Consider the following 15,987-nt stretch of genomic DNA (forward strand, 5'->3'; position numbering starts at 1 on the left):
GACACGTGGACGACGTGCTGAGGCTGGACGCGATCGGACAGGCGCGGGCCGTCCGCGACGGCCAGGTGTCGCCCCGGGAGCTGGTCGAGGCGGCGATCACCAGGATCGAGGCCCGCGACGGCGAGCTCAACGCCGTCGTCCACCCACGGTTCGAGCGGGCGCTGGCCGAGGTCGACGGCCTGCCCGCCGACGCGCCGTTCCGGGGGGTGCCGATCCTGCTCAAGGATCTCGGCTGGGCGCAGGCCGGGGAGCCGTACAGCGCGGGCTCGCGGGTGCTCGACGGCGTGCCGGTCGAGGCGGACGGCCACGGCACGGCCAGGCTGCGGGCCGCCGGGTTCGTGGTGCTGGGCCGTACGAACACGCCTGAGTTCGGCAGCACGATCACCACCGAGCCGGCCGCCTTCGGGCCCACGCGCAATCCGTACGATCCCGCGTACTCAGCGGGCGGATCGAGCGGCGGGTCGGCGGCGGCGGTCGCGGCCGGGATGACGGCGATCGCCACGGCCAGCGACGGCGGCGGCTCGATCCGCATCCCCGCCTCGCTCTGCGGCCTGGTGGGGCTCAAACCCACCCGTGGCCGCGTCAGCTTCGGCCCGCTGGGCGGAGAGGGGTGGAGCGGCTTCTCCTGCCCGGGGTTCGTGACCAGGACCGTCCGCGACACGGCGGCGGCGCTCGACCTGGTCTCCGGCTACGTGAACGGCGACCCGTACGACGCCCCTCGGCTGCCGGGGCCGCTCGCCGAGGAGGTCGGCGCGGACCCGGGACGGCTGCGCGTCGGGTTCGTGAGCAGCCACCCGAGGGGCGACGTGCCGGACGTGCCCGAGGTCACCGAGGCGGTCACCCGTGCCGCCGGGCTGCTGGAGACGCTCGGCCACGACGTGTCGCCCGGCTGTCCCGAGGCGCTCGGCGAGGCCGACTTCCCCCGTCACTTCGGCGCGATCGTGGCGAACAACCTGGCGGCGGAGATGGCGAACATCGGCGTCCGGCGCGGCAGGCCCGTACGGATGGAGGAACTGGAGCCGCGTAACGCCGCGATGGTCGGCGCGGCGGGCAACCACAGCGCGGCCGAGCACATCCTGGCCACGCAGTGGATCGACGGGTTCCGCAGGCGGATGGCGGCGTGGTGGGATTCGGGCTACGACCTGTTGCTGGCGCCGTCGCTGGGCGTGGCGCCGTTCGAGCTCGGCTGGATCCCGCCCGACGACCTGAGCGTCGCCCTGGGCCGCACCGCGCACGCCGTGGGCTACACCTCGCCGATCAACGCGACCGGCCAGCCGTCGATCTCGCTGCCGCTGCACAGCACCCGGGCGGGGCTGCCGGTGGGCGTCCAACTGGTGGCGGCGGCGGGCAGGGAGGACCTGCTGGTGCGCGTGGCGGCGCAGATCGAGCAGGCCGCGCCGTTCACGCACGGCGCTCTGCGCTGAGCCGGGAACCGGCGCGGGGCGGGGGCCTCGCGCCAGGAAGCGGCGTGCGACCCTCGCCGCTGACCGCGGGAACCATGCGGACCTCTCGACGCGTTATGTCGTGAGAAGTCAGGGTAGGGAGGCGTCATGATGGCGAAGGCGGCACGGGCGGCGGCGGCTTGGCGGGCCTACCGAGACGTGACCAAGCCTGGCACACCGGGCCTGATGGCACGGGTGCGGGCGATCCCCCGGATGGTCGGCGCGGTGATGCGCGGGAAGTACACCGGGCTGGGCAAGAGCAAACTGGCCCTGATGGGCCTCGGCGTGGTCTACATCCTCTCGCCGATCGACGTCATCCCCGACTTCCTGGTGCTGGTCGGGGTCGCTGACGACTTCGGGGTCTTCCTCTGGCTCTTCGGCTCGCTGCTCGGTGAGAGCGGTCGCTACCTCGACCACGAGCGCGACGTCATCCAAGGCAGGATCGAAGGCTAGATCTCCTCCATCCGCAGCCAGGCGCGCGACGGCAGCGGGTGGCCGAACAGGCGCGCCGCGTTGCCGTAGGCGACCCTGGCGACGTCGGCGGGCGGCAGGGCGCCGAGGTTGTGGGTCACCGCGTGCTGCGTGTCGGGCCAGGTGGAGTCGGAGTGCGGATAGCCGCTCTCCTGCAGCACGTGGTCGAGCCCGACCGCCAGCCGCACCCCGGACAGGGCGTGGTCGTCGAGAGTGCCGAAGTAGAAGTTGCGGCGCAGCACCTCGCTGGGCTTGAGCCCGCCGTCCCACGTCACCTCGCCCACGGGATGGTCGAGCGCGTAGTCAGCCCGCTCGGCCAGCATCGGCAGCCACGCCACGCCGCCCTCGACGATGAGGATGCGCAGCGCCGGGAAGCGCAGCGGCAGCCCTGACCAGAGCCAGTCGGCGCAGGCGAACATGGCGGCGGTCGGCATCAGCGTGGTGATCGCCTCGATGGGCGTGTCGGGGGAGGGCACCGGCGACCAGCTCGACTCGCCGGTGTGCAGGGCCACCACCGTGCCCGTCTCCTCGCAGGCGGCGAAGAACGGGTCCCAGTGGCCGCTGTGGATCGACGGCAGCCGCAGCCGGGTCGGGAACTCGGGGAACACCACGGCCTTGAACCCGCGGGCCGCGTTGGCGCGGATCTCCTTGGCGGCGATGTCGGGGTCGGGCAGCCAGGGCAGCTGCAGGCCGATGATCCGCTCGGGATAGGTGCCGGCCCAGACGTCGATGTGCCAGTCGTTCCACGCCTTGACCAGGGCCAGGCCCAGCTCCTGGTCACGGGTGCGGGCGAACGGCATGCCGGCCTGACCGGCCAGCATGCCCGGGAAGCAGAGCGCGGCCCAGATGCCCGCGAGGTCCATGTCGGCGATGCGCGCCTCGATGTCGTGGCAACCGGGGCGCATGCTGTCGAAGCGGACCGGGTCGAGGGTCCACTGCTCGCGCGGCAGACCGGCGCCCACGTCGAGACCGGCGCACGGATAGGTGGCGCCTCCGTATCGCCAGACCTGGTGACCGGCCTCCGTCTCCACGACCTTGGGCGCGACATCGGCGTATTTCTCCGCGAGCCGGCCCTCGAAGAGGTCAGGGGGCTCGATCAGGTGATCGTCGGCGGAGATGATCACGTAGTCGCGCCGCCTCGGATCCGGATCGGGGAGCAGCGGCGTAGTCACGCAGGTAACCGTACGACGGCGGGATAACGTCGAACAAGCTGCGACGTCTCCGTTGGGTCTCCCTGGTCGCGCGGAGCCCGGAATCGCCTGGAGGGGGATGGTAGGCGACCCCGGGCCCGAGGGGTCCGCCTTGCGAGGATGCTGCTCATGCGAACCCGTCCGCCCCCTACCCCACGAAGTTCTGGTCAGTCGGTGTGCTGATCAGTCGGTGTGCTGATCGATCGGCGCGAGGAGATGGTCCCGCAGCGCCTCGACGGTCCTGGAGTCGATCCGGAGCACGTCGGCGCAGTAGGCGTCGACCGAGCCGTGACGGTCGGCGAGGTCGGCGAGGAAGAACCGCATGGCCTCGGCCGGAGCCACACCGAACCCCGGCCACCTGGCGGCGGTCGGATGGCGTTTCTGCCAGCTGATGATGAACCGCTCGGTCGCCAGTCCGGTCAGCGCGTAGTCGGCGACGATGTCCTCCTCCGCCACGCCCACCAGGGTCAGGACCAGCGCCGTGAGCAGGCCGGTGCGGTCCTTGCCGGCGGCGCAGTGGATCACGACCGGCGCGCTGTCGGCCCGGGCGATCGTCTCGATGGCCTCGCGCAGGTTGTCGACGCCGTCCTCGGTCACCTCGAGATAGCGGTCGGCGAGGTATCTGCCCACGCCCAGGGTGTCGTTGTAGGCGGTGACGTCCCAGCGGCGCCCTTCGATGGGCAGGTTGAGGTAGTCGAGCTCGTCGGTCTCGGGGACCCGGCCGGAGTTGGCCACCTCCTCCGGATGCCGCAGGTCGATGACGGTCCGCACGCTCAGCGCCCGGAACGTCTCGATGTCTGCCCCGGTCAGCCAGCCGAGGGAGTCGGCCCGGTAGAGCCGTTTCCATCGGACGGATCGCCCATCTTTAGCGGCGTATCCGCCCACGTCACGAAAGTTGTAGATGTTGAGGAACTCAATGTGACGAAGCACCCTTCGTACTTTAACCGGTGGGCGCGGTCTCCTCTGCGGCCACATCCCCGGCCGCCGCGGCCCTCCTGTCGGCCGCCTCGCGCCGGATGAGCAGCAGCCACCCGCCGATGGCCACCCCGATGAACAGCCACCACTGCACGCCGTAGGCCAGGTTGAGGCCGCCGCCGGAGCCCACGTCGGGCGCGGGGACCGGCGCGGGCGCCGGGTCGGTCTCCGGTCGCTGCCCGGTCAGCTCCACGTAGCCGTCGAGCAGCCGGTAGGGCAACCTCTGGCCGATGGCGTCGCTGTTGATGAGCAGCACCTGGCCGGCGGGCAGGCCGGGTCGGTCGCGCAGGCCGCTCGACTCCTCGGTCTCGCTCAGGCGTAGCCGTCCGGTGATATTTACCTGACCCGTCGGTGGCGGCGGCACCTCCGGCGGCGTGTCGGCGGTCGCCCCGGCCTTCACCCAGCCGCGGTTGACGAGCACGGCCCGGCCGTCGGCGAGGGTCAGCGGGGTGAGCACGAAGTATCCCGGCCGGCCCTCCTGTGGCCTCCGTCGCACCAGCAGCCCGTGGGCGGGGTCGTAGGTGCCCGTGGCCGTCACGGTCCGGTAGCGGTCGTCCTGGTCGATCTCCTGCCCGGCCAGGCTCTCCACGGGCACCACGGGGGCGGCCAGGTTGGCGGTGACCCGGTCGGAGTTGGCCGAGCGTTCCTCGAACCGCCCGAACTGCCATTGCCCCAGGAAGACGAAGGCAGGGATCACCAGCAGCACGACGACGTGCAGGGCGATCCAGCGAGGTGTGAGGAGGAACCGGTACACCCTTCAAGGGTAGGCACCGGCACCCGTGCTCTCCCACACGCCTCCGCTCCTCCTGGTGCCATCGCGATCGTTATCCGGTCGAAATGGTTACCGGACCATGGTTCATCGCGTACGGTCGGAATTCGTCCCGTACGACCCCCGCGCAGGGCCTCATCCGGGATTTTCCCGCCACCCCCCCGCGAGAGGCCCTCGAAGACCCTCATGACCATGCTCGCCGCGCCCGCCGCCGGGCCCGTGTTCGCGCTGCCCAAGCTTCCGTCGCTGCTCCGGCACGCCGTGCCGAGGATCGTCGAGGGCATGATCCTGCCCGTCGCCGTCTTCTACGCCGGCCTGGTCGTCGCCGGTGTCGCAGGGGGTGTGGTGACGGCGGTGGCCTGGGTGTACGGGGGAGTGGCGTACCGGCTGGTCAGGGGCCGGGTGGTGCCGGGGTCGGTGCTGCTGGCCGCGGGCATGGTCAGCGTGCGGGCGGTGCTGGCGCTGCTGTCGGGCAGCGCGGTGCTGTTCTTCCTGCAGCCGACGCTGGGCGTCTTCTGCGCCGGCGCGGCGTTCCTGGCGACGGCGAGGGTACGCAGGCCGCTGGTGCGGCGGGTGGCGGAGGATCTGGTGCCGCTCCCCGCCCATGTCCTGGAAAGTCCGTTGATGCAGCGGTTCTTCGCCCGGCAGTCCTTCGTCTGGGGATGCGCCCAGCTCGGCAACGCCCTCCTGAGCCTCTGGCTGCTGCTCAGCCAGCCCATCCAGACCTACCTCGTCGTACGCACCTGCGCGGTGGCCGTGCTGCTGACCGCGGCCGCGCTGCTGACGCTGGCAGACTTCCGGCGCTGCCTACGCGCTCTTGAGCTCGGCGCCTGAGCCCGGCAACGGCGTCACCTCGTGCGGCCCGGCCACCTCGTGACCATCGGCGCACCGGAAGTGCTGCTCGATCGCGGCCCCGCAGTCGCGGTGGGTCAGGAGCACGGGCGGCCCCTGCTGGCCGGAGAGGTACTTGTCGCCCCAGTGCATCAGTGAGACCAGCAGGGGATAGAGGTCGCGGCCCTTCTCGGTCAGGCGGTACTCGTCGCGCTGGCGCTGACCGGGCTCGCGGTAGGGGACCTTGCGCAGCAGCCCCTCGTCGACCAGGCGCGCCAGCCGGGCGCTGAGCACCTGCCGCGGGGCACCGGTGCTGGCCTGCATGTCGGCGAACCGGCGTACGCCGCTGAACGCCTCACGCAGCACCAGGAACGTCCATTTCTCCCCGACGATGTCCAGAGTTCGCTCGATCGAGCAGTTGTCCACCCGGAAAGACACGTTCATGCTCTCTATCATACCTGAGTTCATTTGACAGACTCAGGTGTCAGGAGGAAAGCTGGGTTCGTGATTGGAACTCAGATCCGACCGGCCCGGACCGACGACGAGGACCGGATCAGGCGCTTCCTGGCCGGGCTGTCCCTGAACACGCAGACCCTGCGCTTCTTCACCGGAGTCACCAGCCCGGCCGCCAGCCTGGTGCGCGCCCTCCTGGCCGTGGACGAGCGCCGCGACGTCTTGGTCGCCACGCACGAGAGCGAGATCATCGGCCATGCCATGAGCTACCAGGGAGGTTCGGCCGACGTGGAGATCGCGGTCGTGGTGACCGACCAGTGGCAGGGTGTCGGGCTGGGGCCGCGGTTGATCGACCGGCTGCTGTTACGGGCCGCCGTGCGGGGCGCCACCACCGTCGGCATGGACGTGCTCGGCGAGAACAGGCGGGTGCTCAGGATGATCCGCCGCCAGTGGCCGGACGCCACGATGAAGGTCGTTTCCGGTTCGGTCGAGGTGACCGCTATGATCCAACGGCCCGGAGTATTTGCGGAATAAGGTTCTGGTGCCTCACCATTGACCTCGTGAAGAGTGTCAAGAACGGACGCGACGGGCGTACCCGCATCATTGAGGGCGCGCTCCGCCGATTCAGCCAGGACGGGGTGTCGGCCACCACGCTGGCCAGCCTTCGCGAGGAGAGCGGCGTCAGCGTCGGCAGCTTCTACCACCACTTCGCGAGCAAAGAACACGTCTTCGGCGTGCTCTACACCGAGATCCTCAACGCCTACCAGGCCGCCTTCCTCGCCGAGCTGGTCCAGCACGAGAGCGCGCGCGACGGCATCGAGGCGGTCGTCGCCTTCCACATGCGGTGGGCACGCGAGCATCCCGAGCGGGCCAGGCTGCTGATCAGCGAACGTCCGCCGCGCAAGAACGAGCCCGGGGGCGCCGAGGTGGCCGAGGGCCGCCGCGCGTTCTTCCGCCACGTGTCCGACTGGTGGATGCCGCGGATGAAGGCGGGCCTGCTCCGGCCCGTGCAGCCCACGATGTGCTACGTCCTGTGGCTCGGCCCCGCCCAGGAGATGTGCCGGCTCTGGTTCGCCGGGGCCTACACCCCCACCGACGAGGAGATCAAGGGGCTGGGAGAGGCGGCATGGCAGAGCCTCCGCCAGCGCGGGGAGCAATGATCCCGCCACACTCTGTGGTGTTATCGTCGCGGATGTGAAACGACCTCGGGCGCTGGTGCTGCCCGCTCTGCCGGAAAGTGCCCTCGCCCGCCTGGGCGAGGTCGCCGACCTTGCCGAGGTTCCAGCACGACCGAGCCTCGGCTTCACCGACGAGCAACTCGCCGACCTGGTCATCGCGACCGGCGCGACCGTGATCATCACCGACGGCGACGAGGTGCGCACCTCGGTGCTCTCACTACCGCTCGACGTGGTGGCCACCATCGGCGGGCCGGCCGGCGTCGATCTGGCGCTCGCCACCGAACACGGGGTGACCGTCCTGTCGGCCACCGACCGCGACTCCGAGGCGGTCGCCGAGCTGACGGTCGCGCTCATGTTCGCGGTCGTCCGCAACATCGTCACAGCCGACCGGGAGGTACGCCGGGGCCGCGTCTACCGCGGGCGGGTGCCACCGGCGCAGCGGCATCGCGGCCGGCGGCTCAGCGGCAGGACGTTCGGCGTCGTGGGCCTCGGCCGGGTCGGCAGGGCCATGCGGTGGCGCTGCGAGGGTCTCGGCATGCGGGTCATCGCCTGCGACCCCTACGTCGCGGAGGCCACCCACACCCTGCCCGCCCTGCTGGCCGAGGCCGACGTCGTCTCGCTGCACGTGCCGATGACCAGCGAGACCAGGGGCTTCTTCGGCGGCGTCGAGTTCGCCGCGATGCGGCCCGGCGCCATCTACCTCAACACCTCGCGCGGCGGGCTGCACGACCTGACCGCGCTGGTCGAGGCGCTGCGCTGGGGACAACTGGGCGGAGCCGGGCTCGACCACTTCGAGGGCGAGTGGCTCGACCCCACGCATCCGCTCACCCGGCTGTCCAACGTCGTGCTCACCCCCCGCCTCGGAGAGGCCACCGGGGAGAGTCAGGAGGAGCGGGCGGAGGCGATCGTGGAGGACATCGCGCGGCTGCTGCGCGGCGAGCGGCCCGCGTACGCCTGCGGCCCGGTCACACGCATTGCCGGATCCGCGTAGGCACCCGCCAGCGGCCCGCGTCGAGCGAGATGTCGAGCCGCAGGTCACCACGCTTCCGGCTGAGCCCCGGCACGCGCAGCCTGTCGTACACGGCGAACCGCCCGCGGTAGGGATAGCCGAAGCCGAGCTCGCCGGGCAGCACGCGGAGGTCGTCACGGTTGCCGCAGTGGGGGCAGGTCCACGACACCAGGTCCAGGCCGCGGTTGTAGTCGGAACAGGCGCGGAAATACTCGTCCGGCACGAATCGGGACTCGCAGGCCAGGCACGGGATGAGCATGGGTTCCGCTCCTCTTGCGAACGGGGGTGGGCTTCCCTAGAGATATCGCGCCCCGCTTGTCCGGCGCTTGCAGAACACTTGGGTATTTCGGTAACAGTATGAACACTGTAAGTATTGGATCAAGTGTGGCGCTCTGCGGTGAAAGGATGGACCCGTGGAACGACTGCGCGACCACCTACTGGAGACCGGCTACACGATCGACGGCGTCCGCGACCGGCTGGGCCGGATGGCGGCCTCCGCCCTGGCCCGCGAGGAGCTCGTCCCGGCCCTGCGCGCCACGGCCGACGGCGATCCGCTGGCCACGATGATCCGGCTCTGGTGGCTCGGCGTTCCCGTTCCCGCCGGGCATCTGCCGCCGGCGGTGCTGGAGTCGGGCCTGGTCGTCGGCGAGGGTGAGCGGGTCAGGGCCGAGGTGCACCTGCAGCCCTGGGAGACGGGTGGCTACCTGGTCTCCGACCGCAAGGTGCGGCCCGGTGACCCGGCCCTGCGCGCCGACCATGTCGTGGGCGCGGGCGGCGCCTCGGCCAACCTGGCCCAGCTGGTCAGCCGCCGGCCGGTCGGCCGGGCGCTCGACCTCGGCACCGGCTGCGGCGTTCAGGTGCTCGGCCTGGCGGGGCGGGCGGGCGAGATCGTGGCCACGGACGTCAACCCCCGGGCCGTCGAGCTGGCCCGGCTGAGCTGGGCCCTGTCCGGCGTCTCGGGCGTCGACGCGCGGGTGGGGTCGATGTTCGATCCGGTCGAGGACGAGCTGTTCGACCTGGTCGTCTCCAACCCTCCGTTCGTCGTCTCCCCCGGCGGGGAGCTGACCTATCGCGAAGCCGGCCGCGAGGGCGACGCCTTCTGCCGCGATCTCGTACGACGGACGCCCCGCCACCTCAACCCCGGCGGTCAGGCCCACTTCCTGGCCAACTGGCTGCACGTCGAGGCCGAGGACTGGCGCGAGCGCGTCGGCGGCTGGCTGTCCGACACCGGCTGTGACGCCTGGGTGGTGCAGCGCGACGTGCAGGACCCGGCCGAGTACGTCGAGCTGTGGCTCCGAGACGCCGCAGAGCAGGGCACCCCCGGCTACACCGAGCACTACGACCGCTGGCTGTCGTGGTTCGAGGAGCGCAAGGTCGAGGGCGTCGGCTTCGGCTGGATCACGCTGCGCAACTCCGGCACGCTCGACCCGGTGGTCCGCGTCGAGCAGCTCACCCACCAGGTCACCCTCCCGGTGGGCGACTACGTCGACGACGTGCTCGACGCCATCGCGTCCGCGCACCGCGCCACGGACCTGCCGTCCGCGTTGCTGCGCACGGCAGACGGGCTGCTCGACGAGCGGATCGGCCTGCCGGGCGCCGAGGACCCGATGCGGATCGTGCTACGCCAGACCACGGGCCTGCGCCGGATGAGGGAGGTCGGCACGGTGGAGGCCGCGCTGGCCGGCGTGTGCGACGGCGAGCTGGCGCTGGGCCCGCTGCTCAACGTGATAGCCGAGCTGGTCGGAAACGGCGAGATGCCGCATGCCGACGCCATCCGCCCGCTGATCGCCGAGGGCTACTTCCTGCTCTGACGCGCGTGACGCATACTGATGCGCCCTGATGCGCTCTGACACGCGCGGCAATCGGCTGTTGATCGGACGTTGACCCGCCAGGGGGATGCTCTGACCACGACACGGACCCGGGGGGTTCGAGGTCCGTGTCTGGTCCGGTCGGCCGTCTCTTGTGAGGCGGCTAGCCGGCACGCGGAGCATCCGGACAACCGGGCCCCCTAGCGACGCGTGCCGGTCAGGACGGCCGGCCGGGCCGAACATCCTCGGGAACCACCGGTCACGGGGGCTTCGTGACTTCCAAAGGACAGCCTTGATCAACCATGTGTGGATGACACGTCTGGACGACGAGCTGTACTCAGGACTCGACGACCTGAGCGCCGTCGAGGAGGACCTTGAGGTCCCCGGCCTCGGGGGCGCCGAGCCTGGTGAAGATCTTGAAGGCCTGCCGTAGACAGTCGGTGCTCCGCCCGGTGTCGCCGAGCCCCTTGAGCGCCTCGCCCAGCACCGTCAGCGAGAGCGCCTCGCCGTACGGATGACCGATCTCCCTGGACACGACCAACGCCTCCTCGGCGTGCCGTACGGCGTCGGTGTGGCGCTCGGCGGCGATGAACGTCTCCGCGAGGCGCGAACAGACCCGTTGCTCCCACACCCGCTGCTTGCTGGCCCGGAAGAAGGCCAGGCACTCGGCGTGGTGGTGGACCGCCTCGGTGAGGCGGCCGACCCGCGACAGCACGATGCCGAGGTGATAGCGGGCGCGGGCGGTGCCGGCTCCGCTGCCGATCTCGGTGAAGATGGCCAGCCCCTTCTCGGCGGCGGCGATCGCGTCCTCGGACCGCCCGAGGCCGAGGTGGTCGCGGGCGGAGTAGCTGAGCACGAGGGCCTCTCCGGCGGGCACGCCGTTCGCCCGGTAGAACCCCGTGGCCGACTCGAACCACGACAACGCCTCGGTGTGCCGGCGCTGCCGGCCGACGACGACGGCCAGCGCGTTCATCACCTCGCCGGTGACGACCTTCTCCTCGCGGGCCACCGACAGCTCGTGCACGATCCTGAACTGCGCCTCGGCCTCGGCCAGCCGGTTGCCCGCGAACAGCACCCTGCCGAGGACGTAGCGGGCGCGCAGCTCGCTGCCCTGGTCGTCGATGCGCTGCGCGGAGGCCAGCACGGCGCGGGTGCCGTGGCCGAACTCACGGGTGTGCGTGCCCGCCTCCAGCAGCGGCTCCATCGCCACCAGCAGGTCGCCGGCGGGCAACAACTGCTCGGACGTACGGGAGGAGCCGGCGGCCTGGTTGATCGCGGCGAACAGCGAGTCGCCCTCGGCGATCAGCCACGCGACGGCTTCCTGGACCGTGCCGAACTCACGCCCGCTGCCGACCACCACCAGATTGTCGGCGATCATGCTTCCCTCGTAAGCCAGCCGGTGCGCCGACTGGGCCGAGGCCAGGTAGAAGCCGAGCAACCGGCGCAGCGCCATCGTCCGGGCCTGCGGCCGCTCGGTCTTGTCCAGAATCCGCCGGGCGAACAGCCTGATCAGGTCGTGGAAGCGGTAGCGACCCGGCGCGGGCGCCTCCAGCAGGCTGGCGTCGACCAGCGACTCCAGCAGGTCCTCGGTCTCCAGCGGGGGCATCGCCAGCACCGCCGCCGCCGCGCCCAGCGAGATGTCGGGCCCGCTGGGCAGCGACAGCAGCCGGAACGCGCGGGCCTGGGCGGCTTCGAGCTGGCCGTAGCCGAGGGCGAAGGTGGCCTCGACGGCCAGATTGCCCACCCGCAGCTCGTCGAGGCGGCGCTGCTCGTCGGTCAGCCTGGACACCAGGGAGGCGACCGTCCACGAGGGCCGCGCGGCCAGCCTGGCCGCCACGATCCGTACGGCCAGCGGCAGGAACCCGCAGGCGGCCACCACGTCCATGGCCGCGCCGTGCTCGGCCGCCACCCGCTCGGGCCCGGCCACCGCGGCGAACAGCGACAGCGCCTCGTCCGGCTCCATCACGTCGAGGTCGATCAGCCGCGCCGACGGCAGGTCGGCCAGCTTGACCCGGCTGGTGACGATCGCCGCGCAGCCGGGCGAGCCGGGCAGCAGCGGGCTGACCTGCTCGGCGTCGCGGGCGTTGTCGAGCAGCACGAGGATGCGCCGGTCGGCCAGGATCGACCGGTACAGCGCGGACCGCTCGGCCGGCCTCTCGGGGATGACGTCGGCGGGGATGCCGAGGGCGCGCAGGAACGCCCCCAGGGCCGACTCGGGCGCGGCGGCCTCGCCGGTGTTGCCGCGCAGGTCGACGTAGAGCTGGCCATCGGGGAACAGGTCAGCGGTGGCGTGGGCCACGTGTACGGCCAGCGTGGTCTTGCCCACGCCGCCTATGCCGCAGATCGCGGCCACCGGCACGCCCTCGCTGGACGCCTGCGCCGACAGCAGCGTGCGCAGCCGCCCGACGATCTCCCTGCGCCCGGTGAAGTCGTTCACGGCGGCGGGGAGCTGCGCCGGCCTGGGCAGCTCCGGCGCCGGCTCCTCCTCCTCTTCGGGCTGCTCATGGTGCTCGGCCAGGGCCAAGGTCGGGTCGGCGGCCAGGATGCGGTGGTGGAGCTGGGTCAGCTCGGTGCCGGGCTCGATGCCCAATTCGTCGATCAGCGCCACGCGCGTCTCGGTGAAGACGTTGAGCGCGTCGCCCTGCCGGCCGCACCGGTAGTAGGCGAGCATGAGCTGGGCGCGCAGCCGTTCGCGCAAGGGGTGCTCGGCGGTCAGCGCGATCAGCTCCGACACGACGGACGCGTGATCGCCCAGCTCCAGGTCGACGTCCATGAGCGTCTCGATCACGTTGATCCGGCGCTCGGCCAGCCGGTCGCGCTGGTGCTCGGCGTAGGGGCCGACGGCCCCGGCCAGCGGCTCGCCCTCGAACAGGCTGACCGCGGCGCGCAGCGCCCTGGCGGCGTCGGTGAGCCGGCCGGACTTGCGGGACGCCTCGGCCTCGGCGACACGGCGTTCGAAGCGGGTCAGGTCGAGCGACCCGTCGGGCAGCCGCAGCGCGTAGCCCCGGCCGACGGAGGTCAGCAGCTCGGGCCGGGAGCGGGCGGGGCGGTCGGGCTCGAGCACGGTGCGCAGCCTGGAGACGTAGGTGCGGAGCGCACCCAGGGCCCTCGGCGGGGCCTCCTCGCCCCAGACGGCGTCGATCATCTCCGAGGGGGTGACCGCGCGGCCCTCGCGCATCAGCAGCATGCCGAGAATGGAACGCTGCAACGGGGTGCCCAGGTCCAGCTCCTGGTCATCACGCCACGCGCGCACAGGACCGAGCACGGCGAAGCGCAGTCCGCCTTCGATGTCCTGACCAGCCATGCCGTACTCCAAGGCAATGGAACGATTTGTTACCAAAGCATAGATCCATCCTCACGGAACAGACAGGCACCGCGTAGGTGATCGGGCCGCTGCAGGCCGGAGGACTTCTCGCGAACCTTACGCCCGTCGCACGCACTCCCACGCGCGACGACTGCCTGTCCCTAGAGTGTGCGCTCCTCAACCCCGAGGACCATCTCGGTGAGGGCACCTCCGGCGTGGTGCGGTTGAACGAGCCCTGACCCGCCGATCCGGGCGTTTATCTGCCGTTGATTGTCTGTTGACCGTTCGGTCGCAAGCTGGGGTCAATAAAAGGCATGGCCCCAGGACACGGGGGCGGTCATGCCCCTCTCATATCGGGCCCGGAAGAGCAGGCCCCGCCCTGGGTATGCGGGCGGGGCCTTCGGTGGACGTTTTTTCCTATGCGGCCCGGTTCCTACGCGGCCGGGACCAGGCCGAGCCGGAGTGACAGCCGTTCTCGGACCGTGGGCCATTCGGAGTGAAGAATCGAGTAGTACGCCGTATCTCGGACCGTGTCGTCGGCGCCCCGGCTATCCGCTCGTCGCACCCCGTCGAAGTGTGCGCCGAGGGCGTCGATGGCGGCCCGGGATCGGCTGTTGCGGACGTCAGCCTTCAGGGTGATGCGGTGGACGTTCCACGTCTCGAAGGCGTGCGAGAGCAGCAGGAACTTGCTCTCCCGGTTGACACCCGTGCCCTGGGCGGACGCGCCCAGCCAGGTGTAACCGATGTCGGCCACGGACGGGACCTCGCCCACCGCGCCCCGCGTACCAGGAGGCCAGGGCAGGGGACCCTGCCAGTACTCCAGGTGCATGAGACGGGTGGCACCGACCACGCGGTCGGTGTTCAGCCACCGGATGGCGAAGGGCATCGTGCGGCCCTCCGCCTGCTCAGCCAGGGCGGCCTCCACGTAGGAGACCATCTCGTCCCGGCCATCCGGGACCCGAGTGAAGGCATACGCGGAGCGGTCTTCACTCGCCGCGGCGACGAGCTCGTCGACCGCCGCGTGGCTGAGAGGTTCCAGGCGCACGAGGCGCCCGGACAAGGTGACAAGAGCGGGCATGAGCACATGATGAGGGCTGCTCGGGCATGGTGTGACCAGGCGCCGCCGGGCAACTTTCGCGTCGCCCGGAGAGGTGGGTGTTCGCCCAGGTCAGGCTCATGATTTCGAGGCCCGGGAGCGGCCCGCCGGGAAAGATTTCGGCTAGCCGTGACACGCGGTCGGCACGAGCGCCGGACGCCGTTCACGGGGGGCCGTGCGGCGGACCGCGGACAGCCCTTTCAGACCGGTCGAAAGGTGGTCGAGACTGGCCGCGATCCACGGCAGCCGGAGCGGGTCGGGGCTGTGCAGGGCGGCCAGGCGCTGGGCCGTCGTCTCGCCGTAGAGGAGGCTGACCGCGACCCGCACCCGTGCGGCGGCCGGGTCGTCACCGAACGCCTGACCGGGCAGCACGCCGATGCCGTGCTCGTCGAGCAGTGTCCGGGCGACGTCGGCCGAGCCGCCCAGGCGCAGGTGGCCCAGGTCGGGGTAGAGGTAGAAGCCGCCCTGCGGAGCCGGTGCCGAGGCGCCGATCTCGGCGAACCTCTCGTGCACCGCCCGCGCCACCGCGCCGTGCAGCCGGCGGCTCTGCGCGATGCGGCCGAGCAGCTCGGGCGGGTCGGTGAAGGCGTAGGTGGCGGCCTCCTGCACCGGAGCGGCCGGGGCCGACCAGATCTCGCTGGCGACCGCGAGCAGGCTCCTGCGCAGCTCGTACGCGCCGTCGGGCAGCCGGGCCACCCCGATGCGCCAGCCGCCCAGGGCCAGGCTCTTGCTCAGGCCGGTGGTGATGACCGTGCGCTCGGGCGCCAGCTCGGCCGGCGAGGCGTAGGGCAGGTCGGGGTCGTGCAGCAGGTCGCGGTAGATCTCGTCCGAGATGATGATCAGGTCGAGCTCGCGGGCGACCCGCACCAGGCGGCCGACGGTCTCGGGGGTCGCGAGCCGTCCGGTCGGGTTGTCGGGCAGCGTCACGAGCAGCGAGCTGACGGTCCGGCCCTGGGCCCGCGCGTGGAGCACCGACGAGGTCACCAGGTCGGGGTCGGGCACGCCGCCCTCACCCGCGGGCGCGGGGACCAGGATCGGGCGGGCGCCGATGAGGTCGGCCTGCGCGGCGTAGCTGACCCAGCTGGGCATCGGCAGCACGATGTCGCCGCCGATCGCCAGGAGCAGGCCGTACAGGAGGGACTTGCTGCCGGGCCCGCAGACCACGAGCTCGGGGTCGGTGGGCAGCCCGCGCCGGGTCCAGTAGCCCGCGGCCGCCGAGCGGAGGTCGGTGGCGCCCGCGACGGGGCCGTAGCCGTTGCGGCCGGAGGCGGCGACCAGCCTTTCGCGCAGCGCCGGGTGGACGGGAAGTCCTGCCTCACCGAAGGCCAGATGCAGGACCTGCTCCCCGGCGCGCCGGCGTCGGTCGATCTCCTCGTTCGCCGCCAGCGTGGCGGACAGCGTCACCGTCATGTTTGTCACGTTCCCAGGGTGGTTTGATGAAGGCATCAGCACAAGCGACCC

At 71.5% G+C, this 15,987-nt stretch carries 15 protein-coding genes; 7 read left to right on the top strand and 8 right to left on the bottom strand.

Features of this window, described 5'->3' with window-relative positions; all coding sequences use genetic code 11:
- The first annotated feature begins 5 nt into the window (after positions 1–5).
- A complete protein-coding gene (locus AC5L3X_RS24690; protein ID WP_494859901.1) occupies positions 6–1,424 on the top strand; it encodes an amidase in 1,419 nt (472 codons plus the stop codon).
- A 126-nt stretch (positions 1,425–1,550) separates the two neighbouring features.
- The gene (locus tag AC5L3X_RS24695) at positions 1,551–1,895 is read left to right on the top strand and encodes a YkvA family protein (RefSeq protein WP_494859902.1); all 345 of its coding nucleotides are present in this window, start codon (positions 1,551–1,553) and stop codon (positions 1,893–1,895) included.
- On the opposite strand, the gene AC5L3X_RS24700 is transcribed toward AC5L3X_RS24695, so the two are convergent.
- From AC5L3X_RS24700 to AC5L3X_RS24710, 3 genes are all read right to left on the bottom strand, one after another.
- Positions 1,892–3,085: an amidohydrolase family protein gene (locus tag AC5L3X_RS24700; RefSeq protein WP_494859904.1), complete on the bottom strand. Its 1,194-nt coding sequence runs from the start codon at positions 3,083–3,085 to the stop codon at positions 1,892–1,894. The two genes, AC5L3X_RS24695 and AC5L3X_RS24700, sit on opposite strands and share 4 nt — an antisense overlap.
- Before the next feature lie 201 nt (positions 3,086–3,286).
- A complete protein-coding gene (locus AC5L3X_RS24705) occupies positions 3,287–4,033 on the bottom strand; it encodes a tyrosine-protein phosphatase (RefSeq protein ID WP_494859905.1) in 747 nt (248 codons plus the stop codon).
- A gap of 10 nt (positions 4,034–4,043) precedes the next feature.
- Positions 4,044–4,832, bottom strand: a complete 789-nt coding sequence (locus tag AC5L3X_RS24710; RefSeq protein ID WP_494859907.1) for an SURF1 family cytochrome oxidase biogenesis protein — start codon at positions 4,830–4,832, stop codon at positions 4,044–4,046.
- A 201-nt stretch (positions 4,833–5,033) separates the two neighbouring features.
- Here AC5L3X_RS24710 and AC5L3X_RS24715 point away from each other — a divergent pair, with 201 nt between their 5' ends.
- Positions 5,034–5,681 carry a VC0807 family protein gene (locus AC5L3X_RS24715; protein ID WP_494859909.1) on the top strand — a complete coding sequence of 216 codons (648 nt, stop codon included), beginning with the start codon at positions 5,034–5,036 and terminating at the stop codon, positions 5,679–5,681.
- On the opposite strand, the gene AC5L3X_RS24720 is transcribed toward AC5L3X_RS24715, so the two are convergent.
- A complete protein-coding gene (locus AC5L3X_RS24720; protein WP_189122336.1) occupies positions 5,655–6,122 on the bottom strand; it encodes a winged helix-turn-helix transcriptional regulator in 468 nt (155 codons plus the stop codon). The genes AC5L3X_RS24715 and AC5L3X_RS24720 overlap by 27 nt on opposite strands.
- Positions 6,123–6,182: 60 nt before the next feature.
- Here AC5L3X_RS24720 and AC5L3X_RS24725 point away from each other — a divergent pair, with 60 nt between their 5' ends.
- Genes AC5L3X_RS24725 through AC5L3X_RS24735 form a run of 3 tightly spaced genes read left to right on the top strand, consistent with a single transcriptional unit; the run spans position 6,183 to position 8,300 of the window.
- Entirely contained in the window at positions 6,183–6,665 is a 483-nt protein-coding gene (locus AC5L3X_RS24725) for a GNAT family N-acetyltransferase (protein WP_494859912.1), read from the top strand.
- Between the two features lie 26 nt (positions 6,666–6,691).
- Entirely contained in the window at positions 6,692–7,291 is a 600-nt protein-coding gene (locus tag AC5L3X_RS24730) for a TetR/AcrR family transcriptional regulator (protein ID WP_189122334.1), read from the top strand.
- A 34-nt stretch (positions 7,292–7,325) separates the two neighbouring features.
- Positions 7,326–8,300 (top strand): NAD(P)-dependent oxidoreductase, encoded by a 975-nt coding sequence (locus AC5L3X_RS24735; RefSeq protein ID WP_189122333.1) that lies wholly within the window; start codon positions 7,326–7,328, stop codon positions 8,298–8,300.
- On the opposite strand, the gene AC5L3X_RS24740 is transcribed toward AC5L3X_RS24735, so the two are convergent.
- Positions 8,275–8,577 (bottom strand): hypothetical protein, encoded by a 303-nt coding sequence (locus AC5L3X_RS24740; protein WP_494859915.1) that lies wholly within the window; start codon positions 8,575–8,577, stop codon positions 8,275–8,277. The two genes, AC5L3X_RS24735 and AC5L3X_RS24740, sit on opposite strands and share 26 nt — an antisense overlap.
- A 154-nt stretch (positions 8,578–8,731) precedes the next feature.
- Between AC5L3X_RS24740 and AC5L3X_RS24745 the strand changes: the two genes are divergently transcribed.
- Positions 8,732–10,129 carry a DUF7059 domain-containing protein gene (locus AC5L3X_RS24745; protein ID WP_494859917.1) on the top strand — a complete coding sequence of 466 codons (1,398 nt, stop codon included), beginning with the start codon at positions 8,732–8,734 and terminating at the stop codon, positions 10,127–10,129.
- A 334-nt stretch (positions 10,130–10,463) separates the two neighbouring features.
- Here the strand turns inward: AC5L3X_RS24745 and AC5L3X_RS24750 are convergent, their stop codons facing one another.
- The 3 genes from AC5L3X_RS24750 to AC5L3X_RS24760 form a co-directional block, all read right to left on the bottom strand.
- A complete protein-coding gene (locus tag AC5L3X_RS24750) occupies positions 10,464–13,430 on the bottom strand; it encodes an AfsR/SARP family transcriptional regulator (RefSeq protein ID WP_494859919.1) in 2,967 nt (988 codons plus the stop codon).
- A 433-nt stretch (positions 13,431–13,863) separates the two neighbouring features.
- Positions 13,864–14,508, bottom strand: a complete 645-nt coding sequence (locus AC5L3X_RS24755) for a GNAT family N-acetyltransferase (protein ID WP_189122329.1) — start codon at positions 14,506–14,508, stop codon at positions 13,864–13,866.
- A gap of 141 nt (positions 14,509–14,649) precedes the next feature.
- Positions 14,650–15,936 carry a pyridoxal phosphate-dependent aminotransferase gene (locus tag AC5L3X_RS24760; protein ID WP_494859964.1) on the bottom strand — a complete coding sequence of 429 codons (1,287 nt, stop codon included), beginning with the start codon at positions 15,934–15,936 and terminating at the stop codon, positions 14,650–14,652.
- Positions 15,937–15,987: the final 51 nt, after the last annotated feature.

The sequence above is a fragment of the Nonomuraea sp. CX421 genome, from assembly GCF_059358955.1.